Annotated in this window: 15 protein-coding genes; 9 read left to right on the forward strand and 6 right to left on the reverse strand. The window is 70.1% G+C overall.

Going from position 1 to position 15,060, the window contains the following annotated elements; translation table 11 throughout:
- Nucleotides 1-22: 22 nt before the first annotated feature.
- Nucleotides 23-1,414 (forward strand): sugar porter family MFS transporter, encoded by a 1,392-nt coding sequence (locus Q9R13_RS01135; protein ID WP_310963202.1) that lies wholly within the window; start codon nt 23-25, stop codon nt 1,412-1,414.
- On the opposite strand, the gene Q9R13_RS01140 is transcribed toward Q9R13_RS01135, so the two are convergent.
- A complete protein-coding gene (locus Q9R13_RS01140; protein ID WP_310963203.1) occupies nt 1,401-1,943 on the reverse strand; it encodes a hypothetical protein in 543 nt (180 codons plus the stop codon). The two genes, Q9R13_RS01135 and Q9R13_RS01140, sit on opposite strands and share 14 nt — an antisense overlap.
- A complete protein-coding gene (locus Q9R13_RS01145) occupies nt 1,940-3,067 on the reverse strand; it encodes an ATP-dependent DNA ligase (RefSeq protein ID WP_310963204.1) in 1,128 nt (375 codons plus the stop codon). The genes Q9R13_RS01140 and Q9R13_RS01145 overlap by 4 nt, the downstream gene beginning before the upstream one ends.
- Nucleotides 3,068-3,096: 29 nt before the next feature.
- On the opposite strand from Q9R13_RS01145, the gene Q9R13_RS01150 reads away from it, so the two are divergent.
- Genes Q9R13_RS01150 through Q9R13_RS01160 form a run of 3 tightly spaced genes read left to right on the forward strand, consistent with a single transcriptional unit; the run spans nt 3,097 to nt 5,089 of the window.
- Complete coding sequence (locus Q9R13_RS01150) at nt 3,097-3,945, forward strand: PPK2 family polyphosphate kinase (protein WP_310963205.1); 849 nt, start codon at nt 3,097-3,099, stop codon at nt 3,943-3,945.
- Nucleotides 3,942-4,712: a HipA family kinase gene (locus Q9R13_RS01155; RefSeq protein ID WP_458295159.1), complete on the forward strand. Its 771-nt coding sequence runs from the start codon at nt 3,942-3,944 to the stop codon at nt 4,710-4,712. Before Q9R13_RS01150 ends, Q9R13_RS01155 begins: the two co-directional genes overlap by 4 nt.
- A complete protein-coding gene (locus Q9R13_RS01160) occupies nt 4,709-5,089 on the forward strand; it encodes a DUF3037 domain-containing protein (RefSeq protein ID WP_310963207.1) in 381 nt (126 codons plus the stop codon). The genes Q9R13_RS01155 and Q9R13_RS01160 overlap by 4 nt, the downstream gene beginning before the upstream one ends.
- A 108-nt stretch (nt 5,090-5,197) precedes the next feature.
- Here Q9R13_RS01160 and Q9R13_RS01165 read toward each other — a convergent pair whose 3' ends face one another.
- From Q9R13_RS01165 to Q9R13_RS01175, 3 genes are all read right to left on the reverse strand, one after another.
- Nucleotides 5,198-5,941: a sirohydrochlorin chelatase gene (locus Q9R13_RS01165; protein WP_310963208.1), complete on the reverse strand. Its 744-nt coding sequence runs from the start codon at nt 5,939-5,941 to the stop codon at nt 5,198-5,200.
- A gap of 64 nt (nt 5,942-6,005) precedes the next feature.
- Nucleotides 6,006-6,752 carry a phosphoadenylyl-sulfate reductase gene (locus Q9R13_RS01170; RefSeq protein WP_310963209.1) on the reverse strand — a complete coding sequence of 249 codons (747 nt, stop codon included), beginning with the start codon at nt 6,750-6,752 and terminating at the stop codon, nt 6,006-6,008.
- Between the two features lie 201 nt (nt 6,753-6,953).
- On the reverse strand, nt 6,954-8,684 hold the full coding sequence (locus Q9R13_RS01175) for a nitrite/sulfite reductase (RefSeq protein WP_310963210.1): 1,731 nt from the start codon (nt 8,682-8,684) through the stop codon (nt 6,954-6,956).
- A 304-nt stretch (nt 8,685-8,988) separates the two neighbouring features.
- Here Q9R13_RS01175 and Q9R13_RS01180 point away from each other — a divergent pair, with 304 nt between their 5' ends.
- The gene (locus Q9R13_RS01180; RefSeq protein WP_310963211.1) at nt 8,989-10,494 is read left to right on the forward strand and encodes a glycine hydroxymethyltransferase; all 1,506 of its coding nucleotides are present in this window, start codon (nt 8,989-8,991) and stop codon (nt 10,492-10,494) included.
- A gap of 27 nt (nt 10,495-10,521) precedes the next feature.
- Here the strand turns inward: Q9R13_RS01180 and Q9R13_RS01185 are convergent, their stop codons facing one another.
- A complete protein-coding gene (locus Q9R13_RS01185) occupies nt 10,522-12,165 on the reverse strand; it encodes an acyl-CoA dehydrogenase family protein (protein ID WP_310963212.1) in 1,644 nt (547 codons plus the stop codon).
- 17 nt (nt 12,166-12,182) lie between these two features.
- On the opposite strand from Q9R13_RS01185, the gene Q9R13_RS01190 reads away from it, so the two are divergent.
- The 4 genes from Q9R13_RS01190 (at nt 12,183) to Q9R13_RS01205 (ending at nt 15,055) form a co-directional block, all read left to right on the forward strand.
- On the forward strand, nt 12,183-13,202 hold the full coding sequence (locus Q9R13_RS01190) for a YihY/virulence factor BrkB family protein (protein ID WP_310963213.1): 1,020 nt from the start codon (nt 12,183-12,185) through the stop codon (nt 13,200-13,202).
- A gap of 87 nt (nt 13,203-13,289) precedes the next feature.
- Nucleotides 13,290-13,562 (forward strand): hypothetical protein, encoded by a 273-nt coding sequence (locus Q9R13_RS01195; RefSeq protein WP_310963214.1) that lies wholly within the window; start codon nt 13,290-13,292, stop codon nt 13,560-13,562.
- A 45-nt stretch (nt 13,563-13,607) separates the two neighbouring features.
- Nucleotides 13,608-13,958, forward strand: coding sequence for a hypothetical protein (locus Q9R13_RS01200; protein ID WP_310963215.1), 351 nt, complete (start codon nt 13,608-13,610; stop codon nt 13,956-13,958).
- A 5-nt stretch (nt 13,959-13,963) separates the two neighbouring features.
- Nucleotides 13,964-15,055 (forward strand): potassium channel family protein, encoded by a 1,092-nt coding sequence (locus tag Q9R13_RS01205; RefSeq protein ID WP_310963216.1) that lies wholly within the window; start codon nt 13,964-13,966, stop codon nt 15,053-15,055.
- Nucleotides 15,056-15,060 lie beyond the last annotated feature (5 nt).

Raw genomic sequence — 15,060 nt, forward strand, 5'->3', positions numbered from 1 at the left:
GGCGGCCGGGTACGGCTGGCGGATGACAGGCTTCGTTCGGGAGATGCACCGCAGCGCGAACCCGCTGCTGGTACGCGTGGCGGCCATCGCAGCGATCGGGGGCCTGCTCTTCGGCTACGACACCGGGGTCATCTCCGGTGCCCTGCTCTTCATCAAGAAGGACCTGCACGCGGGCACCTTCGAGCAGCAGTCGATCGTCGCGGTGCTGCTGCTCGGCGCGATGGTCGGCGCGCTCTGTGCGGGCTACCTCGCGGACCGGATCAGTCGGAAGTGGACCAAGGTGATGTCGGGGACGATCTACTTCGTCGCCGCCCTGGGCTGTGCGCTGTCGGTCAACGCGGAGATGCTGATCGGCTTCCGCTTCCTGCTCGGTCTCTCGGTCGGTACGGCGTCCTTCGTCGGCCCCCTCTACATCTCCGAGGTGTCTCCGCCCAGGGTGCGCGGGGGCCTGGTGTCCTTCAACCAGATGGCGATCGTGATCGGCATCCTGCTGGCCTACATCGTCAACTTCCTGTTCAAGGGCTTCACCGACGAGTGGCGATGGATGCTCGGGGTGGCCGCGCTGCCCGGCGCCGCCCTCGCGGTAGGGATGCTGACCGTGCCGCACACCCCCCGCTGGCTGATGCTGGCCGGCCGCGAGGACAAGGCGCGCAAGGTCCTCGAGCGGCTGCGCTCGGGCGACGAGGACGCCGACGTCGATCAGGAGATGCAGGACATCGAGGAGGCCAACGAGCGCGAGCGCGGCACTCGGCTGCGCGAGCTGTGGCGTCAGCCGCTGCGCGCCGTGGTGCTCATCGGCGTGGTGCTGGCCGTTGCCCAGCAGTTCGTCGGCGTGAACACGGTGATCTACTACGCGCCGACGATCCTGTCCGACACCGGGGAGAAGAACGCGGCCGCGCTGGCCGGGACCCTGATCGTCGGCGTCACCAACGTGGTGTTCACGATCGTCGCAGTGCTCCTCCTGGACCGGGTGGGGCGTCGGCCCCTGCTGCTCACCGGAACCGTCGGTCTGCTGGCCGCGCTTGTGGTGCTGGGCGTCTACTTCAGCTCCTCGACCCTGCAGCAGGACTACGGCTGGATCGCGCTGGCAGGGCTCATCCTCTTCATCGCCGCCTTCGCGATCGGCCTGGGGCCGGTGTTCTGGCTGATGATCTCCGAGATCTTCCCGGTCGGCGTCCGTGGTGCCGCGATGGCGACCTGCACGATCTTCAACTGGGGCGCGAACTTCGTGGTCGCACAGACCTTCCTCACCCTGAGCGGAGCGATGGGTCGCAACGGCGTCTTCTTCCTGTACGCCGGATTGGCGGTGCTGTCGATCGTGTTCTTCGTGCTGCGTGTCCCCGAGACGAAGGGACGCAGCCTGGAGGAGATCCAGGACGACCTCGGCTCGGCCGAAGCCCTCACAGACCGGTGACGCCCTCCTCGCCGAAGCTCTCGGCCTGCCCGTCGAAGGTCTCGTGCTCCAGCAGATGCAGGACCGGTACGCCGAGCTTGCGTCGCGCCCGCGAGGTCCAGTCGAGGTGGAAGAACTCCGCGACCACGTGCGAGCGGGTCAGGATGATCGCCTCGCGCGCGTCGACCTCGGCGACCTTCGCGGTCAGTGCAGCGATCGGCTCGTCGGTGACCGGGGTGCCGTGCGCCCGGGCGCCGGCTGCGGTGAGGAGCGCGACGCTGGAGGCGAGCTCCTCGCGGCAGTCCTGGAGGAGCTCCTTCTGCAGCTCCTCGACGCCCTCGTTGGAGATCGCCATCGCCGGCGCCGCCATCACCTCGCCGGCTCCCAGCGCACCGATGCCGCTCTCGATGCGCGCTGCGGCGTTCTCGACCGGAAGCAGCAGGTGGTAGCAGACCTGCTCCTCGACCTGCTCGTGCAGGGAGTAGACCTGCCTCGCATCGATCTCGGACAGTCCTTGCTCGATCAGCAGAACCACGTCGTAGGTGCTCATCGTCGCCTCCCGGAGGCCGGCTCGTCGCTGACACCCAACACTCTAGTCAGGTCGTAGCTCACCGGCTCCTCCAACTGCTCGTAGCCGCACGACTCCGGGTCGCGGTCGGGGCGCCAGCGCTTGAACTGGGCGGTGTGCCGGAAGCGCCTGCCCTCCATGTGCTCGTAGCCGACCTCGAGCACGCGCTCGGGCCGCAGCGGGGTGAAGGAGAGATCCTTGCCCGCGCTCCAGCGACTCTGGGTGCCCGGGACCCGGTCCGGGTTGGCGATGGCCCACTCCTTCCACTCGCCCCAGGGGTGCTCCTCGATCGGGCACACCAGCGGCTGCAGCTCGTCGTACAGCTCGGCACGACGCTTGTCGGTGAAGCTGGCCGCCACCCCGACGTGCTGCAGTCGGTCGCCGTCGTACAGGCCGAGCAGCATCGACCCGAGCAGTGGCCGTTCCTCCGTCGAGGTCTTGTGCAGCCGGTAGCCGGCCAGTACCACGTCGGCGGTGCGGGCGTGCTTGATCTTGAGCATCGACCGCACGTTCGGCTGGTACGGCGCCGCCAGCGGCTTGGCGACGACGCCGTCGAGCCCGGCACCCTCGAACTGGTCGAACCACTGCTCGGCCTCGGCCGGGTCGTCGGTCGTCCGGGTCAGGTAGCACGGCCCGTCGAGGCCCGCGAGCGCCTCCTCCAGGGCGGCCCGTCGCTCGGCGAACGGTCGGGCCATCAGGTCCTCGTCGCCGAGGGCGAGCAGGTCGAACGCGACGAAGCTGGCCGGGGTCTGCTCGGCGAGCAGGTTGATCCGCGATGCGGCGGGGTGGATCCGCTCCTGCAGCACCTCGAACTCGAGCCGACCTCGGCCGCCGTCCGGGGTCAGCGCCACGAACAGCTCGCCGTCGAGCACGCACTTGTCCGGGAGCTGAGCGCGCATCGCCGCCACCACCTCGGGGAAGTAGCGCGTCAGCGGCTTGGTGTTGCGGGAGGCCAGCTCGACGTCGTCGCCGTCCTTGAAGACCAGGCAGCGGAACCCGTCCCACTTGGGCTCGAAGGACAGACCGCCGGGGAACTTCGCCGGGTCCGGGATTCCCTTGACCGACTTGGCGAGCATCGGACGGACCGGTGGCGTCACGGGCAGCATGGGCCAACCCTATGCATAGGCTTCGGCCCATGGCACCGATCAGCGAGCTGCTCCGCCTCGCGCCGGGAACCCGGCTGGCGGAGGTCGATCCGCACGGCAAGCCGGGCTTCGACGGTGCCAAGTCCGCCGGGAAGCGTGCTCTGCCGGCGATGGGCACCGAGCTGGCTGATCTGTCCGAGAAGCTGTTCGCTGAGGCGTACACCGGTGCCGATAGAGCCGGTCGCAGGGTGCTGCTGGTCCTGCAGGGGATGGACACCTCCGGCAAGGGCGGGGTGGTCTCGCACACCGTCGGTCTGTTGGGCCCCGAGAGCGTGCACCTGACGTCGTTCAAGAAGCCGACCGAGGAGGAGCTCGCCCACGACTTCCTGTGGCGGGTGGAGAAGGAGCTCCCAGAACGTGGGACGGTCGGCATCTTCGACCGCTCCCACTATGAGGACGTGCTCGTCGCCCGGGTGCACAGGCTGGTGGACGCGGCGGAGATCGAGCGCCGCTACGACGCGATCAACGACTTCGAGAGGCGGATCGCTGAGTCCGGCACCGCCGTCGTCAAGTGCATGCTGCACATCTCACCCGAGGAGCAGCGCAAGCGGTTGCTGGCCCGGCTGGACGAGCCGACCAAGCAGTGGAAGTTCAAGCCCGGCGACGTCGATGAACGCAGGCTCTGGCCGGCGTACCAGCAGGCCTACGAGCTGGCGCTCGAGCGGTGCAACACCGACGTCGCGCCCTGGTACGTCGTACCGAGCGACCGGAAGTGGTACCGCAACTGGGCGATCGGGATGCTGCTGCTGGAGACGCTGCGGGGGATGGGCCTGTCGTGGCCGGCGCCCGACTACGACGTCGCCGCGCAGCGTGCCCGGTTGCAGGACCGTGCACTGTGATCCCGGTGGTCACCGCGACCCGGTACGTCGCACCGCTGCGTGAGGGCGGCTCGCTGCCCGGGATCGTCGAGGCCGACGACCTGGGCACCTACGTGTGCAAGTTCCGCGGAGCCGGTCAGGGGCTGAAGGTTCTGGTGGCCGAAGTGGTCGTCGGGGAGCTCGCTCGCGCGTTGGGTCTGCGGACCCCGCGGTTGGTGGGCCTGCAGCTCGAGCAGGCGATCGCGCGCTACGAGGCCGACGAGGAGGTCCAGGACCTGCTCAACGCCAGCCTGGGGCTCAACCTGGGCGTCGACTTCCTGCCCGGCTCGTTCGGCTTCGACCCCACCCTCGAGGTGGATCCGGACGTCGCGGCCAGGATCCTGTGGCTGGACGCGTTCGTGGCCAACGTGGACCGCTCCTGGCGCAACCCCAACCTGTTGTGGTGGCACGGCAACCCGTGGCTGATCGACCACGGAGCGTCGCTGTACTTCCACCACGCCTGGTCCGGCGGCGTCGGTGACCCCGCCCGCTTCGCGGCCCAGCCATGGCAGCTCGACGACCACGTGCTCGCTCGGCACGTCGACCACGTGGCGAGCGTGGATGCCGAGATGGCCGATGCCGTGACCGACCGGTTGCTCGCGGAGGTGCTCGCGATGGTGCCCGACGAGTGGCTCGAGCCGGTGCCGGGCGCGCCGACCCCGGAGGCGCTCAGGTCGGCGTACCGCAGCTTCCTGCGGGCTCGGGTGGACGGCGGTCGGGCCTGGCTGCCTCGACGAGGTGCGGCATGACTCTGCGCCCCTACCAGTACGTCGCGCTGCGCTGCGTGCCCCGGGTCGAGCGCGAGGAGTTCGTCAACGTCGGCGTGGTGCTGTTGTGCGAGGAGGACGGCTTCCTCGATGCCGCCTGTGCCGTCGACGAGGTGCGCCTACTCGCCCTGGCGCCCGACCTCGACCTCGGCGCCCTGCACCGCGCCTTGGCCTTCGTGGAGTCGGTCTGCCGCGGGGACGGGTCCGCGGGCGACGTCGCCACCGGCACGCTCGGCAACCGGTTCGGCTTCCTCAAGGCGCCGCGCTCCACCGTCGTGCAGCCCGGCCCCGTCCACGGCGGCCTCACCGCCGACCCCGCCGCCGACCTCCTCCGACTCCGCGACGTCCTGGTGGGCTGAGGCTGACTTTCCCAGGTTCAGAACCCAGGGGTCGCCTTCACCCACGAGAGTCGGTGTGTGAAGAGCGACTCTCCTGGGTGAAGGTACGGCGCATGGCGTCCGCGCGGCTCAGACCGGGACGAGCTCCACGGCACCGACGGCGTACCTCGCGAGCACGGTGCGGGCCACGGCAGGGTCGGCCCCGAGGGGCGCCGAAACGGCCACCGCGCCGGCCTCCAGCGCCAGCTCGGCGGCGCGGTCGGGCAGGAAGCCGGGAGCCAGGAACATCGAGGCGACCGCGACGTGCCTGCGGCCCTCGGCGCGGAACGCGCGAACGGCCTCACCGGTCGCCGGGGGAGCGGCGGAGGCGAAGGCAGCCGTGACCGGCAGGTGGTGACGGGCTCCCCAGACACGGGCCAGCTTGCCGATCGCCTGGTTGGCCAGCGGGTCGGAGGATCCAGCCGCTGCCAGGACCAGCGCGTCGAGCTCACGCACCCGGGCGGCCTTCAGCGCGGCGCGCAGTCGTTGGTCGAGGACACCAAGGAAGCTGGGCTCGAGGCCGAGGATCTGGCTGGCGCGGACCTGGATGTCGGGGTGTCGAGCCGCGACCTCCGCGACGGCCGACGGTACGTCGACGCGCGCGTGGTAGGCCTGACTGAGCAGCAACGGGACCACCACGATCTCCTCGTGGCCCTTGCGCACCAGCTTGTCGACGACCTTGCCGAAGCGGGGCCGGGACAGGTCGAGGAACGCCGCCTCGATGGGTAGGTCCGGACGCATCGCGCGAACCTGGGCGACCAGCGCCTGGATGGTCTCCGCCGAGCGTGGGTCGCGGCTGCCGTGGGCGAGTGCAATGAGAGCTGGGGCCGTCATGGGCGGCCTCCTTTCGATCCGTGTGCTCTCGACGCCGTTGTCGATTGCCTGGTGGCGGGTGCGGTCATTGGTGGATACCGCACTCGGTCTTGTTGAGCCCGGCCCATCGACCCGAGCGGGGGTCCTCCCCGGGAGCGACCCGTCGGGTGCAGGGCCAGCAGCCGATCGACGGGTAGCCGTCGTACTGGAGCGGGTTGACCAGGACGCCGTGGGTGGCGATGTAGCGCTCGACGTCCTCGTCGCTCCACCGGGCCAGCGGAGACACCTTGACCTTCTGGCGGGACTGGTCCCAGCCGACGACGGGTGCGATCACCCGGTCGTGGGTTTCGGCGCGCCTGAGCCCGGTGGCCCACGCGTCGTACGACTCGAGCGCCTGCTGCAGCGGCCGCACCTTGCGCAGGCTGCAGCACAGGTCCGGGTCGCGGGCGAAGAGGTCCTTGCCGTACGTCGCGTCCTGCTCGGCAACCGTCAACTGGGGACGGACGTCGACCAGGTTGACGGGCAGGGTGGCCTCGACGGCGTCACGGGTCCCGATCGTCTCGGCGAAGTGGTAGCCGGTGTCCAAGAAGACCACGTCGATGCCCGGCGCCACCGTCGAGACGAGGTGGGCGAGCACGCAGTCGGCCATCGAGGAGGTCACGCAGAACCGCTCGCCGAAGGTGGCCGCGGCCCACTCCACGATGTTCTCCGCCGGCGCGAGCTCGAGCTCGGCGCCGACGTGCTCGACGATCGCCCGCAACTCGGTCGGCGTGCGGCCGACGGTCTCAGAGCCCCGGCGGGCGCGCGCGGCCATCGTTGCGGCGACGGTCATGATCGGCCCCCAGGACGTGCGATCTGACCGATCATCGACACCGTAAACGCACGCAGGCACGAGCGGCACTCCCAGCCTGCGGTCGCCGCCCTCGAGCGGGGCGGGTCGTCCTGAGCGCCGGCGACGGACGCGCCCTCGTGCGGCCAGAGGTTCTCGTCGCCGCAGTAGGGGCAGTGGAAGGGAACTGCGCGCTCGGTCATCTCACACCAGCTCCGCGACCTGCTCGCCGCGAAGGAGCACCTCGTCGGCGCGGGCGACCCAGGCGGCGAACGACTCGCCGTCCGTGCGGTCGGCGAGGTAGGCGGACACCACGCTGCTGACGTAGTCGTCGAGCGCTGCGCTGGTGACCTTGTGGGCACGCAGCTTCCGTCCCAGCCCCTGGGTCAGGCCGATGCCGCCGCCGAGGTGGACCTGGAACCCCTCGACCTGGTTGCCGTCGTCGTCGAGGACCAGCTGGCCCTTGAGCCCGATGTCGGCGACCTGGGTGCGGGCGCACGCGTTCGGGCAGCCGTTGACGTTGACCGTGATCGGCGTGTCGATGTCGGGGAACCGGCGCTCCAGCTCGTCGATGAGCGCGCTCGCACGGTTCTTCGTGTCGACGATCGCGAGCTTGCAGAACTCGATGCCGGTGCACGCCATCGTCGAGCGTCGCCAGTGCGAGGGCCGGGCCGACAGCCCGATCACCTCCAGGTCGTCGAGCAGATCGTCGATGCGGTCGCCGGCCACGCCCAGGATCACCAGCTTCTGGTACGCCGTGAGCCGTACTCCCTGCACGTCGTACTTCTCAGCCAGGTCGCCCAGCGCGGTGAGCAGGCTGCCGCTGACCCGCCCCACCGTCGGGGTCGCCCCGACGTAGAAGAGGCCGTCCTTCTGCTCATGCACCCCGATGTGGTCGCCGTTGCCGACGCCGACCGACGGTGACTCGCCGTCGGCCAGGCGACGGTGCAGGTACTCGGTCTCGAGCACGTCGCGGAACTTCTCGATGCCCCAGTCGGCGACCAGGAACTTCAGCCGCGCGCGCGAGCGCAGCCGGCGGTAGCCGTAGTCGCGGAAGATCGAGATCACGCCCTCCCACACGTCGGCGACGTCGTCGAGCGGGATCCAGACGCCCATCTTCGCGGCGAGCATCGGATTGGTGGACAGCCCACCGCCGACCCAGAGGTCGAACCCGGGACCGTGCTCGGGGTGCTCCACGCCCACGAACGAGACGTCATTGATCTCCGGCGCGCCGTCCAGGCTGGGGTGGCCGCTGACCGACGTCTTGAACTTGCGCGGCAGGTTCGCGTAGTCGGGGTTCGCCGCCCGCCGCCGGGTGATCTCCTGCAGCGCCGGGGTGCCGTCGATGATCTCGTCCTTGGCGACGCCCGCCACCGGCGAGCCGAGGAAGCCGCGTGGTGAGTCACCGCAGGCCTCCTCGGTGCTCAGGCCGACCGCGGCCAGCCGGTCCCAGATCTCCGGGACGTCGCGGATGTCGATCCAGTGGTACTGGATGTTCGAGCGGTCGGTGATATCGGCGGTGTCGCGAGCGAAGTCGGTGGAGATCCCGCCGAGCGTGCGCAACGCCTGCGCGCTGAGCAGCGCGCCGTCACTGCGGACCCGCATCATGAAGTACTTGTCGTCGAGCTCCTCGGGCTCGAGGGCGCCGGTCTTGCCGCCGTCGAGCCCGGGCCGGCGCTGGGTGTAGATGCCGTACCACCGGAACCGCCCGCGCAGGTCCGCCGGGTCGATCGAGTCGAAGCCGCGCTTGGAGTAGATGTGGATGATCCGCGCCCGCACGTTGAGCGGGTTGTCGTCCTTCTTCTGCTGCTCGTTGCCGTTGAGCGGCTCGGAGTAGCCGAGGGCCCACTGGCCCTCACCGCGCTTGGGTCGATTGCGGCCGGAGCGGCCGACCTGACCGGCACGGGCCTGTTCTGCGAGGGGGGAGGTCGTCATCAGTGTCTGTCCTGGAGTCTGGGAGCGGCGCGTGCGCGACGGCGTTGTCGCTGCACTGCGCGCCGCTGGTCGGCGGGGGATCAGGCGCCGTGATGACACATCATGCTGCGGGTGCGACCGAGGTCCACGTGGCGACGAACCACGAGCCAGGTCGAGGTGGCAGCACTGATCATGGACCGAAGTCTCATCCTGCGGACACCAGAACCACAAACACGAATCTCATGCCGTGAGACGGCCGTCCGGGATTTGGTACGACGGCTCCGCGCCACCGACCGCCCGGCGCGTGACCCCTAGGCTGATCGGCATGAGCGACGTACACGCGGCAGAAACCCCTGTTTCCAGCGCGGATCCGGCCGTCAGCCCGGATGCGGAATCCCTCGCGAAGACCGCCTCGACCGCCTACGACGCGGCCCTCGAGGTGATCGCCGCGGTGGAGCCGCGTGTGGCGGAGGCCACACGCAAGGAGCTCGCCGACCAGCGCGGCTCGCTGAAGCTGATCGCCTCGGAGAACTACGCGTCCCCGGCGGTGCTGCTGACCATGGGCACCTGGTTCAGCGACAAGTACGCCGAGGGCACCGTCGGGCACCGGTTCTACGCAGCCTGTCAGAACGTCGACACCGTGGAGGCGCTCGCCGCCGAGCATGCCCGTGAGCTCTTCGGGGCGCCGTACGCCTATGCGCAGCCGCACTCGGGCATCGACGCGAACCTGGTCGCCTTCTGGTCGATCCTGGCCCACCGGATCGAGACCCCGGCGCTGGAGAAGGCGCAGAAGAAGAACGTCAACGAGCTCTCCGAGGCCGATTGGGAGGAGCTGCGCCACGAGTTCGGCAACCAGCGCCTCCTCGGGATGTCCCTGGACGCCGGCGGCCACCTCACCCACGGGTTCCGGCCGAACATCAGCGGAAAGATGTTCCACCAGCAGCAGTACGGCACCGATCCCGAAACCGGCCTCCTCGACTACGACGCCGTCCGGGCGAAGGCGCGCGAGTTCAAGCCGCTCGTGATCGTCGCCGGGTACTCCGCCTACCCGCGCCGGGTGAACTTCGCCACGATGCGCGAGATCGCCGACGAGGTCGGCGCGACCCTGATGGTCGACATGGCGCACTTCGCGGGCCTGGTGGCCGGCAAGGTGTTCACCGGCGACGAGGACCCGGTCCCGTTCGCCCACATCACCACCACGACCACCCACAAGTCGCTGCGCGGACCCCGAGGTGGGCTGGTACTCGCCCAGGAGGAGTTCGCCTCGGACGTCGACCGCGGCTGCCCGATGGTGCTCGGTGGCCCGCTGTCGCACGTGATGGCGGCCAAGGCGGTCGCGTTGGCCGAGGCCCGGCAGCCGTCGTTCCAGACCTACGCCCAGAACGTCGCCGACAACGCCAAGTCGCTCGCCGAGGGCTTCTTGAGCCGTGGGGCGACGCTGGTGACGGGCGGCACCGACAACCACATCGTGCTGCTCGACGTCTCGGCCTACGGGCTCACCGGCCGACAGGCCGAGTCCGCGCTGCTCGATGCAGGAGTGGTCACCAACCGCAACTCGGTGCCGGCCGATCCCAATGGCGCGTGGTACACCTCCGGGATCCGCTTCGGGACGCCGGCGCTGACCACCCGCGGCTTCGGCCACGACGACTTCGACAAGGTCGCCGAGCTCGTCGTCGAGGTCCTCTCGGGCACGTCGCCGGGCACCACCAAGGCGGGGACGCCGTCCAAGGCGACGTACCAGCTCGCCGACGGCCTCGCCGAGCGGGTCAAGGCGCAGTCCGCCGAGATGCTGGACGCACACCCGCTGTACCCCGGTCTCGAGCTCCGCTGACCTGAGGAGCGCGCCGGACGGCGCCGCTCAGGCGACCGCCGGTGTGGTGCGCTCGACGATGCTGGGCAGGTCGGTGCCGGCGGGGAGGGTGCCCAGGGTGCCGTTGTAGTCGCCGCCGAGCCGAGTGGCGCAGAAAGCGTCGGCCACCGTCGGCGGCGCGAACCGCAGCAGCAACGACGCCTGCAGGCAGGTCGCCATCTGCCCGGCCAGCCGACGGGCCGAGACCTCGAGGCTCTCGGCGTCGCCGAGCAGCCCGAGCGCACCCTCGACCGCGGCGTCCAGGCGCGGGTCCTCTCCGCGGGCGAGGCCGACCTCCGTGATCCAGGCGTCGAGGACCTCGGGCTCGCGGCCCAGCGCCCGCAGCACGTCGAGTGCGTTGACGTTGCCCGAGCCCTCCCAGATCGAGTTCAGCGGGGCCTCGCGGTAGAGCAGCGGCATCCCGGAGTCCTCGACGTACCCGTTGCCACCGAGACACTCCAGCGCCTCGGCGACCATCATCGGTGTGCGCTTGCAGACCCAGAACTTCGACAACGGCAGGGCGATCCTCCGTAGCGCTGCCTCGTGGGGGTCGGCCAGGTCATCGACCGCGGCGGCGAGCCGCATCGCCAGCACCGTCGCAGCCTCGGACTCGACCGCAAGGTCGGCGACGACGTTCTGCATCAGCGGCTTGTCGGCCAGCAGCGAGCCGAAGGCGGAGCGGTGGGCGACGTGCCACGCGGCCTCGGCGACCGCGCGACGCATCAGCGACGCCGAGCCGATGACGCAGTCCAGCCGGGTCGCCGCGACCATCTCGATGATGGTCCGGACACCGCGCCCCTCGTCGCCGAGCCGCTGCGCCCAGGTGCCGTGGAACTCCAGCTCGGAGGATGCGTTGGAGCGATTGCCCAGCTTGTCCTTCAGACGTACGACGTCGATGCGGTTGCGGGTCCCGTCCGCCAGCACCCGCGGTACGACGAAGCAGGTGACCCCGGCGTCGGCCTGCGCGAGAACCAGGAACACGTCGTTCATCGGCGCGGAGGTGAACCACTTGTGCCCGTGCAGGGTGTACTCACCGTCCACGGACGTACGCCGGGCCTCGGTGACGTTGGCTCGAACGTCGGACCCGCCCTGCTTCTCGGTCATCCCCATCCCGGCCAACGCGCCGGTCTTCTCCTCGACGGGTCGCAACCCGAAGTCGTAGCTGCGCGCAGCGAGCTTGGGGACCCACTCCTTGGCCAGCGCGTCGTCCGCGCGCAGAGCGGGGACCGCGGCATAGGTCATCGAGATCGGGCAGCCGTGGCCCGGCTCGGTCTGCCATGCGAAGAACCCGGCCGCCCGGCGCAGATGCGCGTGCGGGTCACCCGCCTCCTGCTGCTCCCACGGCGCGGCCTGCAGGCCGTGGGACACCGCCCGCTCCATCAGCCAGTGCCAGGACGGGTGGAACCGGACCTCGTCGACCTGGTTGCCGTAACGGTCGAACCGGGTCAGCTCGGGGTGGAACTCGTTGGCGAGCATGCCGTGCTCGCGGGCCTCGGCAGACCCGGCCTGCTCGCCGAGCGGGACGAGCTGGTCGACGACTTCGGGCGAGCCGTGTCGGGTCACGGCATCGACGAGTGCCGCGTCGGAGGTGACTGTGTTGTGGCCCACGAGCGGCGGGGCCTGGTTCAGCGCTACCCGGTTGTCGGTCGTCATGCCTCTACGGTAGTTCCATGGCGGCGGGCAGCGGTACGGGTACGCGCACCGGCACCGTCGTCGTTCTGCGCCGGGTGCGCCACGGGCTGTGGCGCGTCGTCGTGGCCACGGTCGACACCTGCATGCGGAACCGGGTGACGGGCCTCGCCGCAGAGGCGGCCTTCTTCGCCGTCCTGTCGCTGCCACCGCTGATCTTCGCGCTCGCGGGTTCCATCGGCTTCATCTTCGAGCGCTTCAGCGACGCCCAGGTGGCCGACGTCCGCGTCTCGGTCATCCACGTCGCAAGCCGGGCCCTGACTCCCCAGACGGTGCACACGATCATCCGGCCCACGCTCAACGAAGTGCTCGCCGGCGGTAGGTACGACGTGATCTCGATCGGCTTCGTTCTCGCGCTGTGGTCGGGGTCGCGAGCGCTGAACGTCTTCGTCGACACGATCACGATCATGTACGGGCTGGGTGGGCAGCGCGGCATCATTCGCACCAGGGCGCTGTCGTTCCTGCTCTACGTCCTCGGCATGGTGACCGGAGTGGTGACGATCCCGCTCGTCGTCGCCGGCCCGGAGCTGGTCGACCGGGCGCTGCCGGACCGGCTCAGTGCGCTGAACGAGCTGTACTGGCCCATCGTCCTGGTGCTCGGGATCTGCTTCCTGACCACGCTTTATCACGTGTCGGTTCCGGTCCGGACGGCGTGGCGCTACAACCTGCCCGGCGCGGCGTTCACGATGTTCTGCTGGGTGTTCGGCTCATCACTGTTGCGCTGGGTGCTGGTCGGGACCGCACGCGGATCGACCTCGATCTACGGCCCGCTGGCCGCGCCGATCGCGGTGCTGCTCTGGCTCTACATCCTGTCCATCGCGGTGCTGATCGGTGCCGCGCTGAACGCTGCCTGCGACCTGATCTGGCCGCAGAAGGAGACCAGCACGGCCCGGCTCGAGCTGCTGCGCAAGCTCGACGCGGTGCTGCCGTGGCGTTCGGCGACCCACGACAGTGCCGAGGCTCCGGAGGCCGACGGTCGGGAGACCCGGCGGCAGGCATAGCCGGGTCCGGAGGCTGGCGATATTGAGGTGCCGGGCCGCCATGCCCGGCGTACATTGAGCAGATGCCGGCCTTCGATGGAGCCACGGATGACCGCTGAGCGCGTCGGGTTCGCCGACCCTTGGGTGGGGTGCGTCCTGCACGGTGAGACCGGGGTCTTCCGGGTGCTCACCGATGTCGGGGAGGTCCGAGCCAGCCTCGACGGCCGGATGCTCTGTGAGGTGGCGCGCGACCGCTCGTGTCTTCCCCAGGCCGGCGACTGGGTCGAGCTGCGCAGCTGGCCCGATGGCCGGGTGACACTGCTGCGCGCGCTGCATCCGAAGCTGGCGCGGGTGATTCAACTGCGCCCGCGCGCCGTCTGAGGGGCCCTCCCGGGCTGCGCACGCCGGTCGTGCCATGCTTGCCGCGTGGGAAACGTGACGCTGCCGGCGCCCCTCGTCGTCGCAGGTGGCGTCTTCTGCGTACTTGCCGGTGCCGTCGCGGGCGTCGCCCTCGCTCCGGACCACAACGACCACAACACCGCGACCGTGGTCAGCTATGACTCCGGAAGCTCCCGGCTGTGCCTCTCCGGCAGCGAGGCCAAGGCTGAGAAGGGCGCGAACAGCAGTGGCGAGCTCTGCGGGGTCTGGCGGCACTCCGGGATCAACCACATCCCGAGGCCGGGCCAGACCTTCCGGTTCGTGGCGGTCTACACGTCGGGGAGCAGCGCCGGCCAGGAGCACCGCCAGACCGTGCTGTACGGCGACGTGGTCAGGTAGCGGTCGTGCCCGAGACCCCCGCCTCGCGCAGCGTTCCCGGCCAGCTCAAGCTGCCGGCCCGGAACCGTTCGCCCTGGTGGGAGCTGACCCGTCGGCTGCTGCTCGCCGTCGGGATCCTGGTCTTCACCTTCCTGCTCGTCTACCTCGACCGCGGCGGTTACCGCGACCACGGGAGCCAGCTCGAGCACAAGGTCAACGCGCCCGACGCGCTCTACTACGCGACCGTGACGCTCAGCACCACCGGGTACGGCGACATCACGCCGGTCGCCGAGCACTCACGACTGATCAACGCGTTCATCATCACGCCGCTGCGCATCGGGTTCCTGGTGCTGCTGATCGGCACCACCCTGGAGGTGCTCGCCACCCAGGGCCGGGAGTCGTTCCGGGTCGCCCGCTGGAGGAAGCACATGGACCATCACGTCGTCATCGTCGGCTACGGCACCAAGGGGCGCAGCGCCGCCGAGACGCTGGTGAACAACGGCGTCGACAAGGAGTCGATCGTCGTCGTCGACCCGAGCAACATCGCGCTCGGTGAGGCGCACACCGACGGCCTCGCCGTCGTCACCGGCGACGCGACCCGGCGCGAGGTGCTGCGCCGAGCCGGCGTCGACCACGCCGAGCAGGTGATCATCACCGCGGCTCGCGACGACACGACCGTGCTGGCCACGTTGACCGTGCGGCAGCTCAACCCGACCACCTACATCGTCGCGGCGGTCAGGGAGGCCGACAACGTTCCGCTGGTGCGGCAGAGCGGTGCGGACTCCGTGGTCACCTCCTCCGACGCGGTCGGCCGGCTGCTCGGCCTCTCCTCGGTGTCGCCGACCCTCGGCGCGGTCATGGAGGACCTGCTGACCTACGGAGAGGGCCTCGAGGTCGCCGAGCGCGACCTGCTGGTCAGCGAGCTCGGCAAGGCCCCGCAGTCGCTGCCCGACCAGGTGATCGCGGTGGTGCGCGACGAGAAGGTCTACCGCTACTACGAGCCGACGGTGACCCAGCTCGCCCGCGGCGACCGGCTGATCGTCGTACGCCCGGCCAAGGAGCTGCCGTGGGCGCCGCGTCCGGGCACCCATGACGAGGTCCAGGCCGACGAGGCCTGAGCCGG

This window comes from Nocardioides marmorisolisilvae (assembly GCF_031656915.1).
GTDB classification, from domain to species: Bacteria; Actinomycetota; Actinomycetes; order Propionibacteriales; family Nocardioidaceae; genus Marmoricola; species Marmoricola terrisoli.

Excerpts from the sequence above, each read along its gene's own strand:
- Q9R13_RS01175 (WP_310963210.1), bottom strand. The coding sequence starts at position 8,684 with ATGACGACCTCCCCCCTCGCAGAACAGGCCCGTGCCGGTCAGGTCGGC.
- Q9R13_RS01145 (WP_310963204.1), bottom strand. The coding sequence starts at position 3,067 with ATGCTGCCCGTGACGCCACCGGTCCGTCCGATGCTCGCCAAGTCGGTC.
- Q9R13_RS01180 (WP_310963211.1), top strand. The coding sequence starts at position 8,989 with ATGAGCGACGTACACGCGGCAGAAACCCCTGTTTCCAGCGCGGATCCG.
- Q9R13_RS01160 (WP_310963207.1), top strand. The coding sequence starts at position 4,709 with ATGACTCTGCGCCCCTACCAGTACGTCGCGCTGCGCTGCGTGCCCCGG.
- Q9R13_RS01150 (WP_310963205.1), top strand. The coding sequence starts at position 3,097 with ATGGCACCGATCAGCGAGCTGCTCCGCCTCGCGCCGGGAACCCGGCTG.
- Q9R13_RS01190 (WP_310963213.1), top strand. The coding sequence starts at position 12,183 with ATGGCGGCGGGCAGCGGTACGGGTACGCGCACCGGCACCGTCGTCGTT.
- Q9R13_RS01165 (WP_310963208.1), bottom strand. The coding sequence starts at position 5,941 with ATGACGGCCCCAGCTCTCATTGCACTCGCCCACGGCAGCCGCGACCCA.
- Q9R13_RS01140 (WP_310963203.1), bottom strand. The coding sequence starts at position 1,943 with ATGAGCACCTACGACGTGGTTCTGCTGATCGAGCAAGGACTGTCCGAG.
- Q9R13_RS01135 (WP_310963202.1), top strand. The coding sequence starts at position 23 with ATGACAGGCTTCGTTCGGGAGATGCACCGCAGCGCGAACCCGCTGCTG.
- Q9R13_RS01195 (WP_310963214.1), top strand. The coding sequence starts at position 13,290 with ATGACCGCTGAGCGCGTCGGGTTCGCCGACCCTTGGGTGGGGTGCGTC.
- Q9R13_RS01170 (WP_310963209.1), bottom strand. The coding sequence starts at position 6,752 with ATGACCGTCGCCGCAACGATGGCCGCGCGCGCCCGCCGGGGCTCTGAG.
- Q9R13_RS01185 (WP_310963212.1), bottom strand. The coding sequence starts at position 12,165 with ATGACGACCGACAACCGGGTAGCGCTGAACCAGGCCCCGCCGCTCGTG.